This is a genomic window from Pseudomonas sp. RIT-PI-q (assembly GCF_001297125.1).
Taxonomy (GTDB): Bacteria; Pseudomonadota; Gammaproteobacteria; order Pseudomonadales; family Pseudomonadaceae; genus Aquipseudomonas.
The window spans coordinates 49,902-73,511 of sequence record NZ_LHPC01000025.1 but is presented as its reverse complement, the minus strand read 5'-3'; the positions used below and the strand labels follow the sequence as shown (position 1 = coordinate 73,511).

The following is a 23,610-nucleotide window of genomic DNA, read 5'->3' as shown; positions in this document are numbered from 1 at the left end:
CATGGAAACCCGAGCCCATCATGTATTGATCGGCCTGTTCACCGTGATTGTGGTGGCGGGCGCCCTGCTCTTCGGTCTGTGGCTGGCCAAGTCCAGTGTCGACACCGAGTTCAAGGATTACGAAATCGTCTTCAACGAGGCGGTCAGCGGCCTGTCCAAGGGCAGCGCCGTGCAGTACAGCGGGATCAAGGTCGGCGACGTGGTGACCCTGCGCCTGGACCCGAAAGACCCGCGCCGGGTGTTGGCGCGAATTCGTCTGGGTGGTGATACCCCGATCAAGGAAGACACCCACGCGATACTGGCGCTGACCGGGATCACCGGCACCTCGATCATTCAGCTCAGCGGCGGCACTCCGCAGAGTCCGAAGCTCAAGGGCAAGGACGGCAATCTGCCAATGATTGTGGCATCGCCCTCGCCCATCGCCCGTCTGCTGAACGACAGTGGCGACTTGGTGGCGGGCGTGAACATGCTGATGCATAACGCCAATCAGATGTTTTCCTCGGAGAACGTCGAACGCATCAGCAAGACCCTTGAACACCTGGAGCAAACCACCGGCACCATCGCCGACCAGCGCGGCGACATCCGTCAGGCCATGCAGCAACTGGGTGCCGTCGGCAAGCAGGCCACGGCCACCCTTGAACAGACCGCTGCGCTGATGCGCAATGCCAACGGCCTGATCAGCGATCAGGGCAAGCAGGTGTTCGGCAGTGCCGAGCAGGCGATGAAGTCGCTGGAACAAAGCAGCGCGACCATCAACAAACTGCTCACGACCAATCAGGATTCGCTCAACAGCGGCATGCAGGGCCTCAATGGCCTGGCGCCGGCGGTGCGTGAGCTGCGTGAAACCCTGACCTCGCTGCGCGCCATTTCTCAGCGTCTGGAGGCCAACCCCAGCGGTTATTTGCTGGGCAGTGACAAGAACAAGGAATTCACTCCATGAAGCTGACCCGCCTCGCCCTCCTCGCCAGCTTCACGCTGATCGGCGCGTGCTCGATCTTGCCCAAGTCCGAGCCGTTCGATGTCTATCGATTGCCCTCGGCGCAAAGCAGCCCGTCGGCCAGTCACGCTACACCGCAGCGCTGGTCGTTGCGCCTGAACAAACCCCAGGCCAGCGAAGCGTTGAACAATTCGAACATTGCCGTCATTCCTCAGGGCGATGTGATCAGCAGCTACAAGGGCTCGCGCTGGAGCGACCCGGCGCCGGTGCTGCTGCGCAATCGCCTGCTGGATGGTTTCCAGCGTGATGGTCGGGTGACGCTGCTGAGCACCGACGACAGTAATTTCCAGGCGGACCTGGAACTGGGCGGGAGCCTGCAAGCGTTCCAGACCGAGTACCAAGGCACGAACGCTGGCGTGGTGGTGCGGCTGGATGCGTTGCTGGTGCGCGGTTATGACCAGCGAATCCTCGCCAGCCGCCGCTTTGAAGTGCGTCAGCCACTGAGTGATGTGAAGGTGCCGGCGGTGGTGGCCGGGTTTGGCCAGGCAAGTGACCAGTTAACGGCGCAGGTGGTGAGCTGGGCGGTCGAGCAAGGCCAGAAAGTCGCCCCGCCCCCAAGACCCTGAACCCAACGTTGATTCCTGTGGGAGCGGGCTTGCCCGCGATTGCGTAGTGTCAGACGACATTTATGTTGAATGAGAAATCGCTATCGCGGGCAAGCCCGCTCCCACAGGAATACAGACTCAGCCGAAGAACCAGTAGCAGACGCCGATCGCGCCCAGTACGCCGGCCAGTTCCGCCAGCAACGCACACCCCACCGCATGCCGTGCTCGCTGGATCCCTACCGCGCCGAAATAAACCGCCAACACATAGAAAGTCGTTTCGGTACTGCCCTGAATCGTTGCCGCCACCAGCGCCGGGAAGCTGTCCACGCCCGAGGTTTTCATGGTTTCGATCAGCATCGCCCGGGCGGCGCTGCCGGAGAACGGTTTGACCATCGCCGTCGGCAGCGCATCGACGAAGCGGGTGTCCCAGCCGGCCCACTCCACCAGCTGCCGAATCCCGTCCAGGCCCAAGTCCAGCGCCCCGGATGCACGCAGCACGCCCACCGCGCAGAGCATCGCCACCAGATACGGCAGCAGGTTCTTGGCCACGTCGAAACCTTCTTTGGCGCCTTCGACGAATGCCTCGTACACCTTCACTTTGCGCAGCGCGCCGACCACCAGGAACAGCATGATCAGCCCGAACAGCGTCACGTTACCGAGGATCGAAGACAGGCCGGCCAGAGCGGTCGCCGAGAGCGTTCCCAGCAGCGCCATGAAGCCACCGAGGGCGAGGGCACCGGGAATCAGGTAAGCGAGCACCACCGGGTCCCACAGGCGCAGACGCTGCATGACCGCCACCGACAACAAGCCCACCAGTGTCGAGCAACTGGTGGCCAGCAGGATCGGCAGGAACACCAAGGTTGGATCAGGCGCGCCTTGCTGGGCACGGTACATGAAGATCGTCACCGGCAGCAGGGTCAGGGAGGAGGCGTTGAGCACCAGGAAGAGGATCTGCGCGTTGCTGGCGATGGTGTCGCTGGGGTTGAGCTCTTGCAGCGCCTTCATGGCTTTGAGGCCGATCGGCGTGGCGGCGTTGTCGAGGCCCAGGCCGTTGGCGGCGAAGTTGAGCGTGATCAGGCCGATGGCCGGGTGACCCGCCGGAACGCCGGGCATCAGACGCAAAAACAATGGCCCCAACGCCTTGGCCAGCCACTCGACGATCCCGGCCTTCTCGGCAATTCGCAGAAAACCCAGCCAAAGCGTCAGGGTGCCGAACAGCAGGACCATGACCTCGACCGACAATTTGGCCATGGCGAAAATGCTTTCCACCATCGCCGCGAAGATCCCGGCGTTGCCACCGATCAGCCACTGCGCCAGCGCCGATACGGCTGCCACGATGAAGAAGCTTAGCCACAGGCCATTGAGCATCAGTTGAATCCCCCGAAGAATGTGGCGAATGATAGCGGGGTAGCCAGAAACGACAAACCCCGGATTTCTCCGGGGTTTGTTTTGGGTCGCTGCGACTAACTCCGTACTGTAGGAGCTGGCTTGCCAGCGAAGAACGATTACACGGTGCGTCTGATAAACCGCGGCATCCCGTTCGCCCGTAGGAGCTGGCTTGCCAGCGAAGAACGATTACACGGTGCACCTGATAAACCGCGGTGTCACGTTCGCCAGCAAGCCGGCTCCTACAGGGTTAGTTGCTGGAAACCTCGCCAGCCGGCAGCTTTTCCTTGCTGCGCCAGTGCGGCAGGGAGTTCCAGTAGCGCTGGCCCTTGGCGTCGTCGTACATGCCTTCCCAACGGGAGATGACCAACACGGCCAAGGCGTTGCCAATCACGTTCAGTGCGGTACGGGCCATGTCCATGATGCGGTCGACACCGGCGATGAACGCCAGGCCTTCCAATGGAATACCCACGCTGCCCAGGGTGGCCAGCAGCACCACGAAGGACACGCCCGGTACGCCGGCGATGCCTTTGGAGGTGACCATCAGGGTCAGTACCAGCAGCAATTGCTGGCTGATGGACAGGTCGATGCCATACAGCTGGGCAATGAAGATTGCTGCGATGCTTTGGTACAGCGTCGAACCGTCGAGGTTGAACGAATAGCCGGTCGGCACCACGAAACTGCAAATCGCTTTTGGCGCGCCGTAGGCTTCCATTTTCTCGATGACGCGTGGCAACACGGTTTCGGAGCTGGCGGTGGAGTAGGCCAGTACCAGCTCATCCTTGAAGATGCGCATCAGCTTGATCACCGAGAAGCCGAACAGGCGAGCGATCAGGCCCAGCACCACGAAGGCGAAGAAGGCGATGGCGACGTAAACCAGGATCACCAGTTTGGCCAGCGGGATGAGGGAGGCAAAACCGAAGTTGGCCACGGTTACCGCGATCAGTGCGAAAACGCCGATCGGGGCGTAGTTCATGATCATGTGGGTGACCTTGAACATGCTTTCCGACACGCCCTGGAACATCTTCACCAGCGGCTCGCGCAGGTCCGCTTGCAGGCTCGACAAGCCGAGACCGAACAACACGGAGAAGAAGATGATCGGCAGCATTTCGCCGCGAGCCATCGCCGCGAAGATGTTCGACGGGATCAGGTTGAGGATGGTTTCGATGAACGCGTGTTCATGCTGAACCTCGGCGGCAGTCGCCTGATACTTGGAAATATCCACAGTACCCAGGGTGCTCATGTCGATGCCGGTGCCCGGATGGAACACGTTGGCCAGCACCAGACCGACCACGATGGCGATGGTGGTGACGATCTCGAAGTAAATGATGGTCTTCAGACCGATGCGTCCGAGCTTCTTCGCGTCGCCGACACCCGCGATACCGACGATCAGGGAGGAGATCACGATCGGGATCACGATCATCTTGATCAGACGGATAAAGATATCGCCTGCTGGTTGCAGGACGTTACTGATCCACCAGGCTTTTTCGGCACTGAAATGGTTGAGCAGCGCACCGATTGCAATCCCCAATACCAGACCGATGAGGATCTGCCAGGCGAGGCTAAGCTTTGCCTTCTTCATATCTTTACCCTTACTTGCGTTTGACTCAGGCAGATGCAAGAACTGGAACGCTCGTGGCGTAAAAGCCTATGCATCTGCCCCCGTATAAGGAGCCCCGGAGCTGGTATTTATGGCTCTCTGGCAGGCGAAAAAAGGCGCAACTATTCCGATGCAAGGAAGCGACGTCTAATGCCGTAAACGCCTACCCTATGCCGAATCGGCATGAGCTTTTTTAAATGAAACTGGCGTCCCAACCGGTTCGAATACGACATTTCGGCAGCTATAAGTACCGTGAACCGGCCATTTCAGAGGAGATTGGTTGTTTTTTGAGCGGAGGGATGAGGGCCAAAACTACAGAAAAATCCTACGTTTAAGCGCGAATTATCGCTTACATTTTGCCGCAGCTTTCTCGATAGATGGTCGCCAAAAATCACTGGCAAATGCATTCCAGGGAATAATTCGACGTTATGCGGGGAAGGTGAGCTGAACGCTCAAGGACGATGCTTTACATGGAAGAAGCTCTTCGCAAGTCCGTCGAGCCATGATTGGCCGGCGAACTTGCGTCGCAGCTTAGCCTGACCCGGCCCTTGCGCAGGCACTCCCTGTACCCGTAGGTCACTCCGCCCCTGAAACAGGCAGAACGTCCCGACCCCTTGGTCATGCGTCTACCTTCCTCAGGTAGCGCAATGTGGTGTAGGAGCGAGCTTGCTCGCGATTGGTTCAAGAGCGGCGCGGCTATTCAGAACACACGCGTCATCGTTAACGTCCATCGCGAGCAACCTCGCTCCTACAAAGGAAGAGCTCAGTACCACTTTGGATCTTTCTTCAGTTGCTCCATCAACATGTCCTGCATGCCCTGGTCCGGCTTTCCGAGGAAGCGGTAGTCGGCATGTCGCGTTGGCGACTTGTCGGCCGGCAGCCCCGCAGGCACTTCGACCAGCATGGCGTAGGCATCCTCTTTGTCGAAGCTGAAGGCTACGATCAAGCGTTTGTTCAGGCACGTCTGCTGTGTTTCGCACAGGGGCCCGACCAGATACTTGTCGCCATCCTCTTCAACGGCATTCATTTGCTCGGCGTCGCCGGAGAGGTTCATCACCCATTCCGGCAGGCGTTCTTCCTTCTTCACCACGCTTTGCCACGTTTCACGGTATTGCGGGTCGGCGTTCAACAACTCATTGACCCGCGTCTGGCCATCATTGGCCGCCATCGCCATGGCACTACCGCCCAGGAGCAGGGCGGCTGCCACTGTCTTTAAAACGCTCATGTTCAGCCTCGACCGCGACGGCCAAAGAAGAACGAAGCAATGAACATCACCAGGAACACGACAAAGAGAATCTTGGCGATACCCGTGGCGGTGCCCGCGATACCACCGAAGCCCAGTACGGCGGCGATGATGGCAATGATCAAGAATGTGATTGCCCAGCTCAACATGGTGATTCTCCTTACGCTTCTATTTAGAGGTGTTGCTCGTGGTGCCTTTCCCGGCGCAGCAGACGCGCCAAGTTCGTTTACTTAGAACACCCAACGTTCCTGACGGGGCATCTCATCCGCAGGCTGGGCCTGGTCGACGTCCATCATGCGCATCGGGGCGAGGTCAGCCTGGTTGCTGCTGGCGGCGCTGAAGTGGGTTTGGGTCGGGTGCTGAATCGACACACGGATCGCGTCTTGCTGCTGGCTCTGCTTCCAGCTCTGAAACTGCTGGCCGCCGATCAAGGTGATCAATAGCGCCAGAACAGCAAACAGGCCTTGCTGGATATGCAGTGGCGAGATACGCAATTGGGCGGCACGTTGGCGACTCATCCTGAAGCTCCTCCCACACTGTGGTGATCTGTTTAGGGCGTCGATCTTTTGCCCTGGATTAACCAGATCATTGCAGTCTGCATGCCAGCTTTTTTACAGACATAAAAACGTTTTAAATCAATAGGTTATGAATGCAGTGAAAATCGTTCCGGACGCATCCTGCACGATGCCCCTTCTGAAGTCGTGCGTAATGCACGATGGATCCGTAGGAAGTTTCAATATTTTTGAATTGAGAAGAGGGCGCAGATGTCTCAACTGGACGCGGGCAACCGCCTGAAATACGGTTAATTGTTAAAAAACCAACAAAATCAGGTCATTAGTCGTAGGGTGAAGAGATATCTACCCTGACGTGGTCGGAATCGACCAGAATCAACCATGCAACTTGCCCGATTTTTCCGGGACTAACCGAAGATCATTCATTAAGGAGCGTAGGAAAATGGAATCAGCCACTGAGAATCAAGGCCGCATTCTGCTGGTGGACGATGAGTCCGCCATCCTGCGAACCTTCCGTTATTGCCTAGAAGACGAAGGCTATAGCGTCGCTACCGCCAACAGCGCTGCGCAAGCCGATGCATTGCTGCAACGTCAGGTCTTCGACCTGTGCTTCCTTGATTTGCGTCTGGGCGAAGACAACGGCCTGGATGTGTTGGCGCAGATGCGTATTCAGGCGCCGTGGATGCGCGTGGTGATCGTCACGGCTCACTCGGCCGTCGACACCGCTGTCGATGCGATCCAGGCGGGTGCCGCCGATTATCTGGTCAAGCCTTGCAGCCCCGATCAATTGCGCCTGGCCACCGCCAAGCAACTCGAAGTGCGGCAATTGTCGGCACGTCTGGAGGCGTTGGAAGGTGAGGTGCGCAAGCCCAAGGACGGCCTGGATTCCCACAGCCCGGCGATGAAAGTGGTGCTCGAAACCGCCCGCCAGGTCGCCAACACCGATGCCAATATTTTGATTCTCGGCGAATCCGGTACGGGTAAGGGCGAGTTGTCCCAGGCCATTCACGGCTGGAGCAAGCGGTCGAAGAAGTCCTGCATCACCATCAACTGCCCGTCCCTGACGGCCGAACTCATGGAAAGCGAGCTGTTCGGCCATAGCCGTGGCGCGTTCACCGGGGCTAGCGAAAGCACGCTGGGCCGAGTCAACCAGGCCGACGGTGGCACGCTGTTTCTCGACGAAATCGGCGATTTTCCCTTGGTTTTGCAACCTAAGTTGCTGCGTTTCATCCAGGATAAAGAATACGAACGGGTGGGCGACCCGGTCACTCGCCGCGCCGATGTACGCATCCTTGCAGCCACTAACCAGAACCTCGAGGACATGGTCCGCGACGGCCGATTCCGTGAAGACTTGCTCTATCGCTTGAACGTCATCACCTTGCACCTGCCGCCGTTGCGCGAACGCCGGGAGGACATCCTGAACCTGGCCGATCGCTTTTTGGCCCGTTTCGTCAAGGAATACGCGCGTCCGGCCCGGGGTTTCAGCGACGAGGCCCGAGAGGCGCTGCTGGGTTACCGATGGCCGGGGAACATCCGCGAACTGCGCAACGTGGTGGAGCGGGCGAGCATTATTTGCCCACAGGAACGGGTCGAGATCAGCCACTTGGGCATGGCCGAGACGCCGGTCAACAACGCGCCGCGCATCGGCGCTGCACTAAGTCTGGATGAGTTGGAAAAAGCCCACATCGGTGCGGTCCTCGCGACGGCCGATACGCTGGACCAGGCCGCCAAGACCCTGGGCATCGACGCCTCGACGTTGTACCGCAAACGCAAGCAGTACAACCTGTGAGCCGTATCCAATGAAATTGGCGATGAAGTTGCGTACTCGGCTGTTTCTGAGTATTTCCGCACTGATCACCGTTGCGTTGCTGGGCCTGCTGCTCGGGCTCGTCAGCGTGATGCAGATGGCCGGCAACCAGGAGGCGCTGATTCGCGACAACTTCGTCACGCTGGACCTGGGGCTCAAGCTACGCCAGACCTTGGGTGATCAACTGATCCTCATGCTCAATGAAAAACCCGATCCGGCGGCGTTTGAAGCGTCCAAGCAGCATTACTTTCAACTGCTTGATGAAGGTATCGCGCACGAACGGGGTGGTGAGGGCAATCAGTATGGGTTCATACAGGCCAAGGATGATTACCTGAGTTTTCTGCAGGCCCTGGATTTGTCACACGACCCGACCCATGTACTCAGCGGTAACGAAGCACTGACCGAACGATTCAACGCGCTGCGCAACGGGTTGATCACCGAACACAAACGGGCGTTGGATAACATCAATGAAACGCAGCGCCAGGCGCGGGACCGGGCGCTGTTGATTGCCGGCCTGCTCGGATTAGTCGGGCTGGCGGTGCTGATCATCGGTTTCGTGACTGCCCATGCGATTGCCCGTCGGTTCGGCGCACCGATCGAGGCCCTGGCTCAGGCGGCTGACAACATCGGCCAAGGCAATTTCGAAGTGACCTTGCCGATTTCTTCGGCAGTGGAAATGAACCAGCTGACCAAGCGTTTCGGCATCATGGCCGAGGCCCTGCGCCAGCATCAGGCCACCAACGTCGATGAGTTGCTCGCCGGCCAGCAGCGTTTGCAGGCGGTGCTCGACAGTATCGACGACGGTTTGCTGATGATCGACCACGATGGCCATCTGGAACACCTCAACCCGGTGGCGCAGCGTCAGTTGGGCTGGGACGACGATCGCCTCGGTCAGGGGTTGGGCTCAGCCCTCGAGCGCCCTGAACTCGATGAACAACTGCAATTGGTGCTGCGCGGCGGCACCCTGGAGCGGGCGCCGGAAGACTTGAGCATTGAGGTCGATGGCGAGTCGCGGTTGCTGACGTATAGCCTGACGCCGGTCAGCCATACCCAGGGTCATATTCTCGGCGCCGTGATGGTGCTGCATGACGTGACTGAACAACGTGCATTCGAACGGGTGCGCAGCGAGTTTGTGTTGCGCGCCTCCCATGAGTTGCGCACGCCGGTGACCGGGATGCACATGGCGTTCGGCCTGTTCCGTGAGCGCGCGCACTTTGCAGAGGACTCGCGGGAAGCCGATTTGCTGGACACCGTGAATGAAGAGATGCAGCGTTTGATGCAGTTGATCAACGACCTGCTGAATTTCTCCCGCTACCAGAACGGATTGCAGAAGCTCACGTTGGCACCGTGCTCCATTGAGGCGCTGCTGGAGCAGGCCCGGGCACGTTTTGCCGGTTCTGCGGTGGAGAAGGGTATCGACTTGCTGGTGGAAGTGCAGGGGCCATTGCCATGGTTGCAGGCCGATCAGCCGCAACTGGACCGAGTGCTCGATAACCTGATCGACAATGCGTTGCGCCATACCGCTACCGATGGACAGATACGTCTGCAAGCCCGTCGCCATGGTGAGCGGGTGATCATCAGCGTCGAAGACAACGGCGAAGGCATTGCCTACGGCCAACAGGGACGGATCTTCGAGCCCTTTGTCCAGGTCGGTCGCAAAAAGGGTGGGGCGGGTCTCGGTCTGGCGCTGTGCAAGGAAATCGTGCAGTTACACGGCGGGCGGATGGGCGTCTATTCGCGGCCGGGGCAGGGGACTCAGTTCTATATGGCGTTGTCGGTTTAACACGCTGCGACTTCAGGCTTCGTCATCCAGGCGTCGTGCGGAGAGTCGGCGGCCGCGGGTAATCAGTTCGATGAACTGCACCGCGCTCAACGCATGGGCGAACAGCCAGCCCTGACCGAATTTCACGCCTTCACTGCTCAGAAACGCCGCTTGGGCTTCATATTCGATGCCCTCGGCAATCACCTTGAGTTGCAGAGCCTGGGCCATATGAATGATGTGCGGGGCGACACCGCTGCTCGCCGCGTCATGGCCCAGTGCGTCGATAAAGGCCTTGTCGATTTTCAGGCAGTCCACCGGCAGGGTTTGCAGGTAGGCGAGGCTGCAATAACCGGTGCCAAAATCATCGATCAGCACCTGATGCCCGACATCCCGCAAGGCTTGCAGGTTTTCCCGGGCGACCTCGACATCGATCAATCCCCGTTCAGTGACCTCAAAGGCAATCTGTTTGGCGGCGACCCGGTGCAAGGTCAGCAGGCGCGCCATGACCTGGCCGATTCGCGGCACCATGACGTCGCAGGCTGCCAGGTTCACTGAAATATATAGCTGCGGGTTCGCCCGCAGCAGCTGCCCCAGTTGCTCAAGCAAGCGCTGGAGTACGAAGTCGGTCATCTGGCGGATCTGGCCGGTGTTCTCTGCCATTGGAATGAACAGATCGGGGCTGGTCAGCGTGCCATCCGGTCTTCGCCAGCGCAGCAGGGCTTCGGCACCGACGCAGTTGCGGCTGTCGAGATCGAAGATCGGTTGATACAACACCTGCAACTCGCCTCGCCGAATGGCGCCAGTCAGTTCGGCGTCCAGCGACTGTCGTTGACGCACCAACAGAAACACCAGAAAGCCCACGCAGACGCCCAGCAACAGGCTCGCCGGCAACAGCCACCACCACACGGCAGGTATGTGCATGCCGGTGCGCGGGGAGATGAGCACCAATTGATAGGCGGGATTGTTGGTCGGCATGCGGTAAATCAAACGGGTCTGAGTGATTTGCAGCGAATCGCGGCTGGTTGGCGGCCAGGCTTCCGTCGGTGGCCAAGTCTGTTCGGCGCCCAGTACCGGTATGGCCCGCGCACCGCGGTCGACAACAACCAGCAAGCTACTGCCCGGAGACAAATCGACCATGTCGGTCAAATGCCCGCGCGAAGTCGCGACGCGAAAATTGCCACGCCCGAGCATTAATGCGGCGCGGTTCTCATCGGGTTCAGTGGTGGTGTTCAGCCAGTAACTGTAGGTGGGGCCCCTGATGTCTGGCGGTCGTATCAGTGACAGTTCCTGGCGGGGCCGATTGGAACAGGTTCTCGAGGCGTCCATATAAGCCGCTTCGTACACGAAGCGATAATTGAAACTGACCTGCTGCAAGGTCGCGATCATGTCGTCATCGCAGCCTCTTAGCGGCTGGGCTTCCAGGTCGTCGAGGCTTTCACGCAGCTGCCCGAACAGTTGCTCGAGGCGCGCGAGGAAACGCTCACCCTGGGCATTCATTTCCTGACTTTCGTTCTGCTCGACTTGATGTATGGCCACGAACAGACTGCCGGCCATCAACAATGTAGCGCTCAGAGCAGCAGCCAGCATCGCCAAAAACCAAGGGCGATAGAACCAGCTACGTAATGTCTCTCGAGCAGCAGCCATCATGCAATATCCGAATAATTACCAATGAGTTATAGCTGCTGATTGGGAAAAAGCGCTGACCGTCGGGCGGGCGTCATTATTTTGTCTGGTTCAACACCTGAAGCAGCGCTGCAGTTTGCGCATCCGGCATGCCATCGAAGCGGGAAGGGCGGAAATGCATCTGAAAGGCTCCCAGCACATGGCGTGTCGCTACATCCAGTTCACCGGTTTGCGGCGTGGGATAACCCAGGCGGGCGAGCTGTGTCTGAAACCAGCCGATGCTCGGCAGTTGAGCTTCAAACTGTGCTTGCTGACGTGCCACGAGCTGCTCGTTGGGCCAGATCCCGAGACCTTCGGCAGCCAGGCGTTTCCAGGGAAACAGCGGTCCTGGATCGAGCTTGCGCAGCGGAGCGATGTCGCTATGGCCGATGATGTTGAGAGGGCTGATTGCGTATCGCTTGCTGATGTCCTTGAGCAGGACAATCAAAGACTGGACCTGGGCTTCGCTGTAGGGATACCACGAACGCTCACCGGTCGGGAGTTCTTTGAAGCCCGGATTGACGATCTCGATCCCGATGGAACTGGAATTCAACCACGTCCGGCCTTGCCATTCGCTTTCCCCTGCGTGCCAAGCCCGCAGGTTCTCGTCCACCAGTTTATAAATCGTGGCGCGCTGGTCGTCGCCAATCAGGTAGTGGGCGCTGACCTCGCCATGGGTTAGCAATTGCAGCGAACGCTCCAGCGACGCGGAGGTGTAATGCACCACGACAAACTGAACACGGCTGTCGTGATTGGCAGAAGGATGGCTGGTGTCGAACCGGGGGCCGCTGGCGCAACCGGCCAACAGAATCAGCGACACGATGAGAGCAAGGTATTTCATGGCAGAGGCAATACGCGCAAGTCAGTAATGCAACAGTGTAACGTACAGACTTGCGCGTGGAGGGCTAACGCGCATTTTTAAACAAAATGGAACAATTGTCCGTTAGCCCAGTTCCACCCGGTTGCGGCCAGCGTGTTTCGCGCGATATAGCGCCAGATCGGCTCTTTTCAGCACTGCATCGCTATGTTCGCCGGGCCTGAATGCCGTCATCCCCATGGAAAGGGTGATGGTCACCGGTTCGCCCTTAAAGTGAAAAGGACAGGCCTGGATCGACGCGCGCAGGTTTTCCAGCAGCTTCGCACCCGCCGCCGGCACCGTGGCGGGCATCAACAGGACAAATTCTTCACCGCCAAACCGGGCAATGAAATCCGTCCCGCGCAGGCGTTTGCGCAATACGCTGGCGATGATTTTCAGCACTTTGTCACCCGCCAGATGACCGTAGTTATCGTTGATGCGCTTGAAATGATCGAGATCGAGCATGGCCAGCAACAGGGTGTTGCCGTGTTGTTGCCATTGGCCGACTTCGTGATCCAGCCGTTCGCTCCAGGCCGCCCGGTTCGGCAGGCCTGTCAGCGGGTCGATCAAGGCTTTCTGGCGCTGCTCTTCGAGATGCTCGCGATAGCCCTGGGCTTCCTGCTCCATGTGGGCGACGCGTTCCGCCAGGCCATGCAGGCGGGCAGCGACTTCGTGTTCGCGCTCGTCGCGCTGCTTCTGGTGTTGGTCCAGTGTGCCGAGCAGGCCTTCAAGATGGTTTTCCAGTACGTGCTTGAGATCGTCCAGGTCCGCCGCTTCCTGCATGCTGCTTTGCAAACCGTCGACCTGCTCGCGGATCTGCGTGTCCATCTCGCGCGCAGCAGAACGGTTGTCAGCATGGCCTGTGCTGGCGGCCTGCAGGTTGCTCTGGAACGACTCGAGGCGTTCGTTGAGTTGCTTCAGATAAGCTTCGAATTCGTGCTGGCCGCTGTCGGTGATTGCCAGCATCAAGGTTGCCAGATCGTCGAGGATTGGCAGCAGTTCGTACCAGTTCAAACCATTTTGCAGGCGATCGCGCATCGCTTCGGCTTGCGGACGATGCCGCTCGGGTAACGTCAGGTCGTCGAGCAGGCCCAACAACGTGTCTTCGATGTGCTTGGCCACCGAGCTGTAGGACGGCTCGGGTGAATCCGGCAGGGCGTAGAGAATATCGTGCTCGGGTTGTTCCGCGATATCGGCTGCCAATGCCTGGGGTGGCGGCAGGCTGTCGAGCGGCACCACCGGGGTCAGCTCGTCGGGATTGCTTGCAGCCTGAATGGCTTGCTCAACGAAAGAGGGCGACGCTGCTTGAGCCTCTTCGGCCGGGGTGCTGGTTGGCTGTGGTTCGAGTACCGGCGGGACAAACGCAACGACTACCGGAGCAAGCGGCGCTTCGATCGCCAGTGGCTCGGGGGTGGCCGTCACCTGCGTGACGGGCGACACCACCTGAGGCTTCTCGGCCACTGTTACAGGATCGATTGTTACCTGCGGTGTCTCGGCACGCAGTGCGGAAGCCGTTTCGACGGGTTGTAAACCGAGCGCTTGCATAGCCGGGGCGGGAATCAGTGACGACGTTTCATCGGCTTCACGACTGCCGAACAGCCGCTGCAGCAAACCAGGGCGACCGGGTTCTGTCGGGCTGTCGAGCTGACTCAGGGCTTTGCCTTGCAGACCGCTCAGTTCGCTGAGCAGCAGCGGAATCTCGCGTGCCTGGCCGACGCGTCCATCGAGTTGCTTGGCGAAGTTTTTCAGTGGCCGGCTGACTTCTCGTGGCAGCGGTAATGTTTGCAGCTGTGAGACCAGCGCGGTCAGTGCGGCGCTGATCTGATTGACCCGGGTTTCCCGGCGCTGTTCGGAGTCGAGCACGGCTTTTTCCAGCCGCGGAAGCAGGTTCGCCAAGCCCGCGTCCATATCATCGGAGCGCACGACTTCGCGCATTTCCTTCATGCATTGGTCAACAGCGCGATCAGTGCCCTCGGCCGCCAGGGAACTGCGTACCAGGCCGCGGCGCAGCAGGTCGAGCCGGGCATCCCATCGCCGCTCAAGCTTTTCCTGTTGTTCGATGCTTTTGAGGTATTTCTCTTTCCAGCGCTGTGCTTCGTCGCTCATTCATGGGATCCGCGAGGGGCAGGACTCAACGCGGGGAATGCATCAGCCGTGAGCGAACCCGGCAGACGAATCTCTACCGCGACCGGCAAGTGATCGGAAATGGGTTGTGCCAGCACCTGGACCTTTTCAAGGGTCAGGGTCGGGCTCAGCAGAATATGGTCCAGGCAACGCTGTGGGCGCCAGCTGGGGAAGGTCGCTTCCAGTTGCGGCGCGAGCAGGCCGAGGTCACGCAACGGCGAGTTTTGCAGCAAATCACTGGCGTGGGTATTCATGTCGCCCATCAGCACCTGGTGTTTATAGCCGCCGATCAGCTCGCGGATGTAAGCCAGCTGCATGCTGCGCACACGTGCGCCGAGTGCCAGGTGCATCATGACCACCACCAGCGCTTCCGGACCTTCGCCGAAGCGCACCAGAATCGCCCCGCGACCCTTGGGCCCCGGCAGTGGATGATCTTCAATCGCCCACGGGCGCAGGCGGCTGAGCACGCCATTGCTATGCTGACCGAGGCGACCGAGGTTGCGATTGAGTTGTTGATACCAGTAAGGGAACGCACCGAGCTGGGCCAGGTGTTCCACCTGATTGACGTAGCCTGATCGCAGGCTGCCGCCATCGGCCTCCTGCAAGGCAACCAGATCGAAGTCGCCCAGCAGATTGCCGATCTTTTGCAGATTGTCGGCCCGCCCGGTGTGCGGCAACAGATGTTGCCAGCCCCGGGTCAGGTAGTGCCGATACCGCTCGGTACTGATGCCGACCTGGATATTGAAACTGAGCAAGCGCAGACGGCTGTCTGCGGGCAGGCCCGTGGATTCCAGATGATGTTCGTTGACCCGCGGATCATGCAGGCCAACGACGCGTTCAGTTCCCCAGCGGCGCATGGCAGGCCCCGCGCTTAGTTGGCAGCAGCCTTGTTCGCCGCTCGCTCTTTGTCGACCAGTTTATCGGCCAGTTGCAAGGCTTGCTCGGCACCGCCGGCAGAGCCCACGTCGAAGCGATACTTGCCGTTGACGATCATGGTCGGCACGCCGGAGATTTCGTATTTCTTCGCCAGCTCTTTGGCCTGGACGATTTTGCCCTTGATGGCGAAGGAGTTGAAGGTGGCCAGGAACTTGTCCTTGTCTACGCCCTGAGTGGCCAGGAACTCTGCCATTTCGTCAGGCGTGACCAGCTTCTTGTGTTCTTTCTGAATGGCGTTGAACACCGCAGCATGAACCTTGTTCTCGACGCCCATGGCTTCAAGGGTCAGGAACATTTGGCCGTGGGCGTCCCATGGACCGCCGAACATGGCCGGAATACGCACGAAGTTCACGTCGGAAGGGAGTTTCTCAACCCATGGGTTGATCACGGGTTCAAAGGCATAGCAATGCGGGCAGCCGTACCAGAACAGCTCAACCACTTCGATCTTGCCAGGCACGGCAACCGGAACCGGGTTGGTCAGTTCAACATAAGGTGCGGCGGGTGCTTCAGCGGCTTGTGCAGTCATGCCGAACAGGCTGGCAGCGACGAGTGCGGCGCTGATGATCAGATTACGCATGCTTTACTCCTGGACAATTTGGGTCGCCTCGCGCGACCTGTTTTCAGACAGGTCATGGCGGGCTTGAGTTCTGTAGTGTAACGGCAGCGGCCACAAAAAAGGGCGGCCTAAGCCACCCTTTTTATACTTGCTGCGACGGATTAATAGAGCGTTAACGTTGCTGGAGATGTCCATCCAACGTAACGCTCGATCCGCAGGTCTTAGTGCAGGCCCTGAATGTAACTGGACACTGCGGCGATATCTTCGTCGCTGAGCTTTTTGGAGATGGTCTGCATTGGCTTGGTGTCGCCATCGTTGGTGCGACCGGCTTCTTCCTTGCGGAAGTCGGTCAGCTGCTTGGCGATGTATTGAGCGTGTTGGCCACCCAGGTGCGGGAAGCCGGCGGCTGCGTTGCCCGCGCCATTTGGCGAGTGGCAGCCGGTGCAGGATGGCAAGCCCTTGGCCAGGTCGCCGCCACGGAACAGTGCTTCACCGCGAGCCACGACTTTCGGGTCGGCGGCACCAACGCTGCCTTTTTGGCTGGCAAAGTAAGCGGCGATATCGGCCAGGTCCTGATCGCTCAGGTTGGTCAGCAGGCCGGTCATTTCCAGTACCGTACGTTTGCCGGACTTGATGTCGTGCAACTGCTTGTTCAGATAACGCTCGCCCTGACCTGCCAGTTTCGGAAAGTTTGGCGCCATGCTGTTGCCATCCGGGCCATGACAGGCGCCACATACTGCGGCTTTCGCCTGACCAGCAGTCGCATCACCTGCAGCATGGGCAATGCCGGAGATCCCCACGGTCAACAGCAGACTCACGATCAATTTGTTCATCAGCTAATCCAACTACGGCTAAGGGTTAAAGAGTTATGGACCGGGATCACTCGCTCATCCACTGGATGATTGCTTGGTAATCCTCGGCACTGCAGTCCATGCACAAACCACGCGGCGGCATCGCCTTGAAACCCTGGGTCACGTGTTGCACCAGCGTCCCCATACCTTTCGCCAACCTCGGCGTCCAAGCTTCCTGATCGCCCTTTTGAGGGGCCATTGGTAGTTGGCCGGAATGACAGGCACCACAAACACGGTTGTACACAGCTTCCGGATCCTGTGTAGCCTGAGCGCTGTAAAGCGGTATCAAGACACCGGCAGCTAGCAGCCATTTCGTCATAAAACGACCTTTTCAGGGTTGAGAGCGTTCTGCGTTCTAGTGCGCAATCAAGGTCAATCGCTCTCGTGAACTTCATCCTACGCTGGGACAAAGCGCACACAAAATCTGCGGCATTATATACTGGCGTCACTGAAACGGAAACGACACTGCTCGCCGCGTCCATTCCCGGCGCCGCCCACATCGGAAATCCCATGCAACTCAAGAATCCCATCCTCGGTCTGTGCCAACAGTCCACCTTCATGCTCAGCGCTGCCAAAGTCGATCAATGTCCCGACGACGAAGGCTTTGAAGTGGCTTTCGCCGGGCGTTCCAACGCCGGCAAATCCAGCGCTTTGAACACCCTGACGCACGCAAGCCTCGCGCGGACCTCGAAAACGCCGGGTCGCACGCAGTTGTTGAACTTCTTCAAGCTAGACGATGATCGTCGTCTGGTCGACCTGCCGGGTTACGGTTACGCGAAAGTACCTATCCCGTTGAAGCTGCACTGGCAGCGTCACCTGGAAGCCTATCTGGGCGGTCGCGAGAGTTTGAAAGGTCTGATTTTGATGATGGACATCCGTCATCCAATGACCGACTTCGACTTGCTGATGCTCGACTGGGCCGTAGCCAGCGGCATGCCGATGCATATTTTGCTGACCAAAGCCGACAAGCTGACTTATGGCGCGGCGAAAAACGTCCTGCTCAAGGTTCAGACAGATATCCGCAAAGGTTGGGGTGATGCGATCAGTATCCAGCTGTTTTCGGCGCCAAAACGCATGGGCCTGGAAGACGCCTACACTGTACTGGCGGGCTGGATGCAACTGGCGGACAAGGGCGCCGAGGTTGCCGAGCAATAAATCGCGGGCAAAAAAAACCCCGGACTTCTATGGGGAGGGGGAAGTTCCGGGGTTCAAGTTCCGGACCGCTAGGGCGGGGTCCAGATTATCTGCCAACACTTAACACAACATAGGAGCATCGAAGGGCTTCACCAGCCATTCAGTAACTCTGAGTGGCGGTTCACGGGTTTAGTTCCGGGGTGGGTCAAAATCCATTGGAAATAAGCCCAAGCACTTTTCGAAATAACGGCCCTGCGATGCCACGAAACCCCTGTAGGAGCGAGCTTGCTCGCGATGGACGTTAACGATAACGCGGGGGTGCCTGTGTCAACGTGGCGCCCTTTCGTCCTTCACGAGCAAGCTCGCTCCTACAGGGGGTCGTCATTTTTCCGATGGCTTTAGTGAGCCTCATCCCAGTTATTGCCTACGCCAACCTCGACCAGCAGCGGCACATCCAGCTTCGCGGCGTCGCTCATGTGCACGCGGATTTCATCGCGAACCTGATCGACCAGGTCTTCGCGCACCTCCAGAACCAATTCATCGTGCACCTGCAGGATGACTTTGGCGTCCAGGCCTGAGGCTGTCAGCCAGTTATCCACGGCCACCATGGCTTTCTTGATGATGTCCGCCGCGGTGCCCTGCATCGGGGCGTTGATCGCGGTGCGCTCGGCACCTTTACGCAGGGCCGGGTTTTTCGCGTTGATTTCCGGCAGGTACAGGCGACGACCGAAGATGGTTTCGACGAAACCTTGCTCGGCGGCCTGGGCGCGGGTGCGCTCCATGTATTCCAGCACGCCTGGATAACGCGCGAAATAACGGTCGATGTATGCCTGGGATTGCTTGCGATCGACGCCGATCTGCTTGGCCAGGCCAAACGCGCTCATGCCGTAGATCAAACCGAAGTTGATCGCCTTCGCGCTGCGCCGTTGGTCGGTAGTGACATCCGCCAGTTCAACGCCGAAGACTTCTGCGGCGGTGGCTTTGTGCACGTCCAGGTCATTGCGGAACGCGTGCAACAAACCTTCGTCCTTGGCCAGGCGAGCCATGATCCGCAATTCGATCTGCGAGTAGTCCGCCGCCAGCAGTTTGTAGCCTTTTGGCGCGACGAACGCCTGCCGAATCCGACGTCCTTCGGCAGTACGGATCGGAATGTTCTGCAAGTTAGGATCGCTAGACGACAAACGCCCGGTCGCCGCGACGGCTTGGTGATAAGAGGTGTGAATCCGTCCGGTGCGCGGGTTGATCTGCTCGGGCAGACGATCGGTGTAGGTGCTTTTCAGCTTGCTCATCGAACGGTATTGCATCAGCACTTTGGGCAGCGGGAAGTCCTGTTCGGCCAGTTCCGCCAGCACGGCTTCGGCGGTGGACGCCCGGCCCTTGGCCGGTTTGCTGAGGATCGGCAGGCCGAGGTTTTCGTACAGGATCACGCCCCGTTGCTTCGGCGAGCCCAGGTTGAATTCCTCGCCCGCGATGGCAAATGCCTCACGCTCAAGCGCGACCATTTTCTCGCCCAGCTCAACGCTCTGAATACCCAGCAGGTTGGCATCGACCAGCGCGCCCTGACGTTCGATCCGCGCCAGCACGGGCACCAGCGGCATTTCGATTTCGCTCAGGACCTTGCTCAGGCTCGGGATAGCGTTGAGTTTTTCTTGCAGCGTCTGATGCAGACGCAGGGTGACATCGGCGTCTTCGGCGGCGTACGGCCCTGCCAGTTCCAGAGAGATCTGGTCAAAGGTCAGCTGCTTGGCGCCTTTGCCGGCGATGTCCTGGAAGCTGGTGGTGGTGTGATTCAGGTATTTGAGCGCCAGGCTGTCCATGTCGTGGCGGGTCGCGGGGGAGTCCAGCACGTAGGATTCGAGCATGGTGTCGAAGGCGACGCCCTGCACCGTGATGCCGCAGCTTTGATCGCCACCGATGGCGCAGTTGGCCAGGATGTTCATGTCGAACTTGGCGTGTTGGCCGACCTTGAGTTTGCTAGGGTCTTCGAGAATCGGTTTCAGCGCGCGCAGCACGGTGTCGCGGTCGAGTTGGTCCGGCACGCCCATGTAGGAATGGGTCAGCGGGATGTAGGCCGCTTCGTTGGCTTGTACAGCGAACGACAGGCCCACCAATTGCGCCTGCTGCGCATCGATGCCGGTGGTTTCGGTATCGAAGGCGATCAGCTTGGCGTCGTTGAGCTTCTTCAGCCACAGGTCGAAATCGGCTTGGGTGAGGATCGTGGTGTACTTGAGCTCAGTCTCGACGGCCGCTTCTTCAACTACGGGTGCGACGACTTCCTGACCGGAACGCTTGGCGTCGCGCTGGTTCTCTTCAAACCAGCTCTTGAATTCGAGCAGGGTATAGAGCTCGGCAAGCTTGTCGTGATCGGGCTTGCCCATTTGCAAGTCATCGAGGCCGATGTCCAGTGGCACGTCGATCTTGATGGTTGCCAGCTGATAGGAGAGGAACGCCATCTCCTTATGCTCTTCGAGCTTGGCGGGCAGGGTCTTGGCGCCGCGGATCGGCAGGGTCGGGACGATGTCGAGTTGTGCATAGAGCTCGGTCAGGCCGCCGTTCACGCCCACTAGCAGGCCAGAAGCGGTTTTCGGACCAATGCCCGGAACGCCCGGAATGTTGTCGGAAGAATCGCCCATGAGTGCCAGGTAATCGATGATCTGCTCGGGAGCGACGCCGAATTTCTCCTTCACGCCCTCAACGTCCAGCGCACTACCGGTCATGGTATTGACCAAGGTAATGTGGCCGTCGACCAACTGCGCCATGTCTTTATCGCCGGTGGAGATCACCACCGGACGGTCGGCTGCCGCGCTGCTGCGGGCCAGGGTGCCGATCACGTCATCGGCCTCGACGCCTTCGACGCACAGGAGCGGAAAGCCCAGGGCGATCACGCTCTGGTGCAGTGGCTCGATCTGTACGCGCATATCGTCGGGCATGCTCGGACGGTTGGCCTTGTATTCGGCGTACATGTCATCGCGAAAAGTCCCACCCTTGGCGTCGAACACCACGGCGAAAGGACTGTCCGGGTACTGCTTGCGCAGACTCTTGAGCATGTTCAACACGCCTTTGACCGCACCGGTCGGCAGGCCTTTGGAGGTGGTCAGCGGCGGCAGGGCGTGAAATGCGCGGTACAGGTAAGAAGAACCGTCCACCAGGACGAGGGGGGCTTGGCTCATGAGCAGGATCAACCTTTTCGGCGGGCCCGGCGCTAGAATAGCGGGACCGTTGACGACAAAGGGACAAGGTTATCATGCGCACACTAAATCGCTTGCTGCTGGCTGGCATGTTTGCAACCGTTCCGTTCGCCGTCATGGCGGCGGATGATGCGCCGACTCCGGAGCCTGAAGTCACGATCCGCACGGAAGGGGACAAAGTCATTCAGGAATACCGCCAAAACGGTTTCCTGTATGCGATCAAGGTCACGCCGAAAGGCGCACCACCGTACTTTCTGGTGCGCGCGGACGGGACAGATGCAAACTTCATCCGCTCGGATCAGCCGGATATGCTGATTCCGTCGTGGAAGATTTTCGAGTGGAAGTAGTTTCTTAAATTCAATCGGCGCTGGCTCAAGAGCGGCGCCCGTACTGGCAGTTTAAACATGTCTGTGTTCACCCCCCTGGCTCGGCCCGAGCTGGAAGCTTTTCTCGCCCCTTATGGCCTCGGCCGCCTGCTTGATTTCCAGGGGATTGCCGCCGGTAGCGAAAACACCAATTTCTTTATCAGCCTGGAGCAGGGCGAGTTCGTCCTGACGCTGGTCGAGCGTGGTCCGGTTCAGGAAATGCCGTTCTTCATCGAACTGCTCGACGTCCTGCACGAGGCCGATCTGCCGGTGCCGTATGCGCTGCGCACCACCGACGGCGTCGCCTTGCGGGAACTGGCCGGCAAGCCTGCGCTGTTGCAGCCGCGCCTGGCCGGCAAGCACATCAAGGAGGCCAACGCGCAGCATTGCGCCCAGGTGGGCGAATTGCTCGGTCATCTGCACCTGGCGACCCAGGCCAACATGATCAAGCGCAAAACCGATCGCGGCCTGGACTGGATGCTGGAAGAGGGTACGCAGTTGCTGTCGCACCTGAATGCCGAGCAGAAAGATCTGCTGCAACGGGCGCTGGACGAAATCACACAGCAGAAGACGAAAATTCTGGCGCTGCCGCGAGCCAACATCCACGCCGATCTGTTTCGCGATAATGCAATGTTCGAAGGCACGCACCTGACGGGGCTGATTGACTTCTACAACGCGTGTTCGGGGCCGATGCTCTACGACGTGGCGATTGCCTTGAACGACTGGTGTTCGGACGAAGCAGGCTTGATCGATGGGCCGCGTGCGCGGGCATTGCTCGGGGCCTACGCGGCGTTGCGCCCGTTTACCGCAGCCGAAGCCGAACTCTGGCCGACGATGCTTCGGGTGGCGTGCGTGCGGTTCTGGTTGTCACGGTTGATTGCGGCGGAGTCTTTCGCCGGCCAGGACGTGTTGATTCACGATCCGATGGAGTTTCAGCAGCGCTTGGCGCAGCGGCAGAAGGTCGGTACGCCGTTGCCGTTCGCCCTCTAAAAGCTTCGCGGGCAAGCCTCGCTCCTACAGGCATGGCGCATTCCTGTAGGAGCGAGCTTGCTCGCGAAGGCGGCGTAACAGTCAACTTGGATGTTGAATGTGCTGGCCTCTTCGCGAGCAAGCTCGCTCCCACAGGTTTTGTGTCGGTTACAACGACTCCAGGCACCCCGCCAAATCATTCCCCAATTTCTCCAGCACCTGCTCATAGCCCTGAGCGGTCGCTGGCGTGTACCCGCCCAGCGCATCCAGTTCCGCCAGTTTCACCGGCAGGCCGGCCACCAGGGTTTCTGCCAGGCGCGGACGCAGCGGCGGCTCACTGAACACGCAGGTCTTGCCGACTTCCTGCAACCGCGCGCGCATCGCCGCGACATGCTGGGCGCCGGGCTGCACTTCGGCGGCAACGCTGAACACGCCGGTGTGCTTGAGGCCGTAGGCGTCTTCGAAGTAGTCGAAGGCTTCGTGGAACACGAAGTAGGGTTTGCCTTCAACACTGGCCAGGCGTTTCTTCAAACGCAGGTCCAGCGCATCCAGACGTTCATCGAACGCCTTGAGATTGCTTTGATAGCGGGCCGCATTGGCCGGATCGGCAGCGCTCAAATCAGCGGCCATTTTCGTGGCGATCACCCGAGCATTGACCGGCGACAACCACAAATGTGCATCCAGGCTGCCAGGGCGATGATCGTGATCATGTTCGTCGGCTTCTTCGGCATACGAGTGGCTATCTTCGGCAAAACGACGCAATTTCAGGCCAGGCAAATCCTGCACGGCGACGCTGGGCAGCGTACGACCGTTCAGCACGCGAGGCAGGAAACCTTCCATGTCCGGGCCGATCCAGTACAGCAGATCGACCGACTGCACCTTCCGTACGTCGGAAGGGCGCAAGGCGTAGTTATGCGGCGAAGCACCGGGCGGCAACAGGACTTCCGGGATCGCCACGCCATCCTGTACCGCAGCCGCGATCAGCTGTAGAGGCTTGATGCTGGTAAGGACTTTGACGTCGGCATGCGCTGGACCGATCAACAGAAAACTTGCGAAAAAAGCGACAAAGATAGAAAAAAGTCGGGACACGATGACCACTCGAAGAGGCGAGAACGGG

21 protein-coding genes are annotated in these 23,610 nt (G+C 59.3%); 7 read left to right on the top strand and 14 right to left on the bottom strand.

Translation table 11 applies throughout. From position 1 onward, the window contains the following. The first annotated feature begins 1 nt into the window (after position 1). Positions 2–940: an MlaD family protein gene (locus AEQ67_RS10065; RefSeq protein ID WP_059403730.1), complete on the top strand. Its 939-nt coding sequence runs from the start codon at positions 2–4 to the stop codon at positions 938–940. After that, on the top strand, positions 937–1,563 hold the full coding sequence (locus AEQ67_RS10060) for an ABC-type transport auxiliary lipoprotein family protein (protein ID WP_059403729.1): 627 nt from the start codon (positions 937–939) through the stop codon (positions 1,561–1,563). Before AEQ67_RS10065 ends, AEQ67_RS10060 begins: the two co-directional genes overlap by 4 nt. A 117-nt stretch (positions 1,564–1,680) precedes the next feature. Here the strand turns inward: AEQ67_RS10060 and AEQ67_RS10055 are convergent, their stop codons facing one another. From AEQ67_RS10055 to AEQ67_RS10040, 5 genes are all read right to left on the bottom strand, one after another. Then, positions 1,681–2,910 carry a nucleoside recognition domain-containing protein gene (locus AEQ67_RS10055; protein WP_059403728.1) on the bottom strand — a complete coding sequence of 410 codons (1,230 nt, stop codon included), beginning with the start codon at positions 2,908–2,910 and terminating at the stop codon, positions 1,681–1,683. Positions 2,911–3,178: 268 nt separating this feature from the next. Then, positions 3,179–4,510: a glutamate/aspartate:proton symporter GltP gene (gltP, locus tag AEQ67_RS10050; protein WP_059403727.1), complete on the bottom strand. Its 1,332-nt coding sequence runs from the start codon at positions 4,508–4,510 to the stop codon at positions 3,179–3,181. A 781-nt stretch (positions 4,511–5,291) separates the two neighbouring features. Continuing rightward, entirely contained in the window at positions 5,292–5,753 is a 462-nt protein-coding gene (locus AEQ67_RS10045; protein WP_059403726.1) for an inhibitor of vertebrate lysozyme family protein, read from the bottom strand. A gap of 2 nt (positions 5,754–5,755) precedes the next feature. After that, complete coding sequence (locus tag AEQ67_RS33665) at positions 5,756–5,920, bottom strand: DUF1328 domain-containing protein (protein ID WP_003177151.1); 165 nt, start codon at positions 5,918–5,920, stop codon at positions 5,756–5,758. 81 nt (positions 5,921–6,001) lie between these two features. Continuing rightward, positions 6,002–6,289 (bottom strand): hypothetical protein, encoded by a 288-nt coding sequence (locus tag AEQ67_RS10040; RefSeq protein WP_059403725.1) that lies wholly within the window; start codon positions 6,287–6,289, stop codon positions 6,002–6,004. Positions 6,290–6,725: 436 nt separating this feature from the next. Between AEQ67_RS10040 and algB the strand changes: the two genes are divergently transcribed. Both algB and AEQ67_RS10030 read left to right on the top strand, forming a co-directional pair. Then, entirely contained in the window at positions 6,726–8,072 is a 1,347-nt protein-coding gene (algB, locus tag AEQ67_RS10035; protein ID WP_059403724.1) for a sigma-54-dependent response regulator transcription factor AlgB, read from the top strand. Positions 8,073–8,082: 10 nt separating this feature from the next. After that, a complete protein-coding gene (locus AEQ67_RS10030; RefSeq protein ID WP_059403723.1) occupies positions 8,083–9,873 on the top strand; it encodes an ATP-binding protein in 1,791 nt (596 codons plus the stop codon). Between the two features lie 12 nt (positions 9,874–9,885). Here AEQ67_RS10030 and AEQ67_RS10025 read toward each other — a convergent pair whose 3' ends face one another. The 7 genes from AEQ67_RS10025 to AEQ67_RS09995 form a co-directional block, all read right to left on the bottom strand. Next, positions 9,886–11,496, bottom strand: a complete 1,611-nt coding sequence (locus AEQ67_RS10025) for an EAL domain-containing protein (RefSeq protein WP_059403953.1) — start codon at positions 11,494–11,496, stop codon at positions 9,886–9,888. A 76-nt stretch (positions 11,497–11,572) separates the two neighbouring features. Next, positions 11,573–12,355: an N-acetylmuramoyl-L-alanine amidase gene (locus AEQ67_RS10020; RefSeq protein WP_059403722.1), complete on the bottom strand. Its 783-nt coding sequence runs from the start codon at positions 12,353–12,355 to the stop codon at positions 11,573–11,575. Positions 12,356–12,457: 102 nt separating this feature from the next. Beyond that, positions 12,458–14,476: a diguanylate cyclase gene (locus tag AEQ67_RS10015; RefSeq protein ID WP_059403721.1), complete on the bottom strand. Its 2,019-nt coding sequence runs from the start codon at positions 14,474–14,476 to the stop codon at positions 12,458–12,460. Continuing rightward, on the bottom strand, positions 14,473–15,351 hold the full coding sequence (locus AEQ67_RS10010; protein WP_059403720.1) for an endonuclease/exonuclease/phosphatase family protein: 879 nt from the start codon (positions 15,349–15,351) through the stop codon (positions 14,473–14,475). The genes AEQ67_RS10015 and AEQ67_RS10010 overlap by 4 nt, the downstream gene beginning before the upstream one ends. A 14-nt stretch (positions 15,352–15,365) precedes the next feature. Continuing rightward, positions 15,366–16,007 (bottom strand): thiol:disulfide interchange protein DsbA/DsbL, encoded by a 642-nt coding sequence (locus AEQ67_RS10005; protein ID WP_059403719.1) that lies wholly within the window; start codon positions 16,005–16,007, stop codon positions 15,366–15,368. 200 nt (positions 16,008–16,207) lie between these two features. Then, complete coding sequence (locus tag AEQ67_RS10000; protein ID WP_059403718.1) at positions 16,208–16,819, bottom strand: c-type cytochrome; 612 nt, start codon at positions 16,817–16,819, stop codon at positions 16,208–16,210. Between the two features lie 46 nt (positions 16,820–16,865). Continuing rightward, a complete protein-coding gene (locus AEQ67_RS09995) occupies positions 16,866–17,156 on the bottom strand; it encodes a c-type cytochrome (protein ID WP_059403717.1) in 291 nt (96 codons plus the stop codon). Positions 17,157–17,347: 191 nt separating this feature from the next. Between AEQ67_RS09995 and yihA the strand changes: the two genes are divergently transcribed. Further along, on the top strand, positions 17,348–17,992 hold the full coding sequence (gene yihA, locus AEQ67_RS09990; protein ID WP_059403716.1) for a ribosome biogenesis GTP-binding protein YihA/YsxC: 645 nt from the start codon (positions 17,348–17,350) through the stop codon (positions 17,990–17,992). A gap of 377 nt (positions 17,993–18,369) precedes the next feature. Here yihA and polA read toward each other — a convergent pair whose 3' ends face one another. Then, positions 18,370–21,141 carry a DNA polymerase I gene (polA, locus tag AEQ67_RS09985; protein WP_059403715.1) on the bottom strand — a complete coding sequence of 924 codons (2,772 nt, stop codon included), beginning with the start codon at positions 21,139–21,141 and terminating at the stop codon, positions 18,370–18,372. A 74-nt stretch (positions 21,142–21,215) separates the two neighbouring features. Here polA and AEQ67_RS09980 point away from each other — a divergent pair, with 74 nt between their 5' ends. Continuing rightward, positions 21,216–21,506, top strand: a complete 291-nt coding sequence (locus AEQ67_RS09980) for a DUF2782 domain-containing protein (RefSeq protein ID WP_059403714.1) — start codon at positions 21,216–21,218, stop codon at positions 21,504–21,506. A 57-nt stretch (positions 21,507–21,563) separates the two neighbouring features. Next, positions 21,564–22,514 carry a homoserine kinase gene (locus AEQ67_RS09975; RefSeq protein ID WP_059403713.1) on the top strand — a complete coding sequence of 317 codons (951 nt, stop codon included), beginning with the start codon at positions 21,564–21,566 and terminating at the stop codon, positions 22,512–22,514. A gap of 147 nt (positions 22,515–22,661) precedes the next feature. Here AEQ67_RS09975 and AEQ67_RS09970 read toward each other — a convergent pair whose 3' ends face one another. Further along, entirely contained in the window at positions 22,662–23,582 is a 921-nt protein-coding gene (locus tag AEQ67_RS09970; RefSeq protein ID WP_059403712.1) for a zinc ABC transporter substrate-binding protein ZnuA, read from the bottom strand. Positions 23,583–23,610 lie beyond the last annotated feature (28 nt).

Bases quoted from the DNA above. Each gene is read 5' to 3' on its own strand.
- AEQ67_RS10065 (WP_059403730.1), top strand. From the start codon at position 2: ATGGAAACCCGAGCCCATCATGTATTGATCGGCCTGTTCACCGTGATT.
- AEQ67_RS10060 (WP_059403729.1), top strand. From the start codon at position 937: ATGAAGCTGACCCGCCTCGCCCTCCTCGCCAGCTTCACGCTGATCGGC.
- AEQ67_RS10055 (WP_059403728.1), bottom strand. From the start codon at position 2,910: ATGCTCAATGGCCTGTGGCTAAGCTTCTTCATCGTGGCAGCCGTATCG.
- gltP (WP_059403727.1), bottom strand. From the start codon at position 4,510: ATGAAGAAGGCAAAGCTTAGCCTCGCCTGGCAGATCCTCATCGGTCTG.
- AEQ67_RS10045 (WP_059403726.1), bottom strand. From the start codon at position 5,753: ATGAGCGTTTTAAAGACAGTGGCAGCCGCCCTGCTCCTGGGCGGTAGT.
- AEQ67_RS33665 (WP_003177151.1), bottom strand. From the start codon at position 5,920: ATGTTGAGCTGGGCAATCACATTCTTGATCATTGCCATCATCGCCGCC.
- AEQ67_RS10040 (WP_059403725.1), bottom strand. From the start codon at position 6,289: ATGAGTCGCCAACGTGCCGCCCAATTGCGTATCTCGCCACTGCATATC.
- algB (WP_059403724.1), top strand. From the start codon at position 6,726: ATGGAATCAGCCACTGAGAATCAAGGCCGCATTCTGCTGGTGGACGAT.
- AEQ67_RS10030 (WP_059403723.1), top strand. From the start codon at position 8,083: ATGAAATTGGCGATGAAGTTGCGTACTCGGCTGTTTCTGAGTATTTCC.
- AEQ67_RS10025 (WP_059403953.1), bottom strand. From the start codon at position 11,496: ATGGCTGCTGCTCGAGAGACATTACGTAGCTGGTTCTATCGCCCTTGG.
- AEQ67_RS10020 (WP_059403722.1), bottom strand. From the start codon at position 12,355: ATGAAATACCTTGCTCTCATCGTGTCGCTGATTCTGTTGGCCGGTTGC.
- AEQ67_RS10015 (WP_059403721.1), bottom strand. From the start codon at position 14,476: ATGAGCGACGAAGCACAGCGCTGGAAAGAGAAATACCTCAAAAGCATC.
- AEQ67_RS10010 (WP_059403720.1), bottom strand. From the start codon at position 15,351: ATGCGCCGCTGGGGAACTGAACGCGTCGTTGGCCTGCATGATCCGCGG.
- AEQ67_RS10005 (WP_059403719.1), bottom strand. From the start codon at position 16,007: ATGCGTAATCTGATCATCAGCGCCGCACTCGTCGCTGCCAGCCTGTTC.
- AEQ67_RS10000 (WP_059403718.1), bottom strand. From the start codon at position 16,819: ATGAACAAATTGATCGTGAGTCTGCTGTTGACCGTGGGGATCTCCGGC.
- AEQ67_RS09995 (WP_059403717.1), bottom strand. From the start codon at position 17,156: ATGACGAAATGGCTGCTAGCTGCCGGTGTCTTGATACCGCTTTACAGC.
- yihA (WP_059403716.1), top strand. From the start codon at position 17,348: ATGCAACTCAAGAATCCCATCCTCGGTCTGTGCCAACAGTCCACCTTC.
- polA (WP_059403715.1), bottom strand. From the start codon at position 21,141: ATGAGCCAAGCCCCCCTCGTCCTGGTGGACGGTTCTTCTTACCTGTAC.
- AEQ67_RS09980 (WP_059403714.1), top strand. From the start codon at position 21,216: ATGCGCACACTAAATCGCTTGCTGCTGGCTGGCATGTTTGCAACCGTT.
- AEQ67_RS09975 (WP_059403713.1), top strand. From the start codon at position 21,564: ATGTCTGTGTTCACCCCCCTGGCTCGGCCCGAGCTGGAAGCTTTTCTC.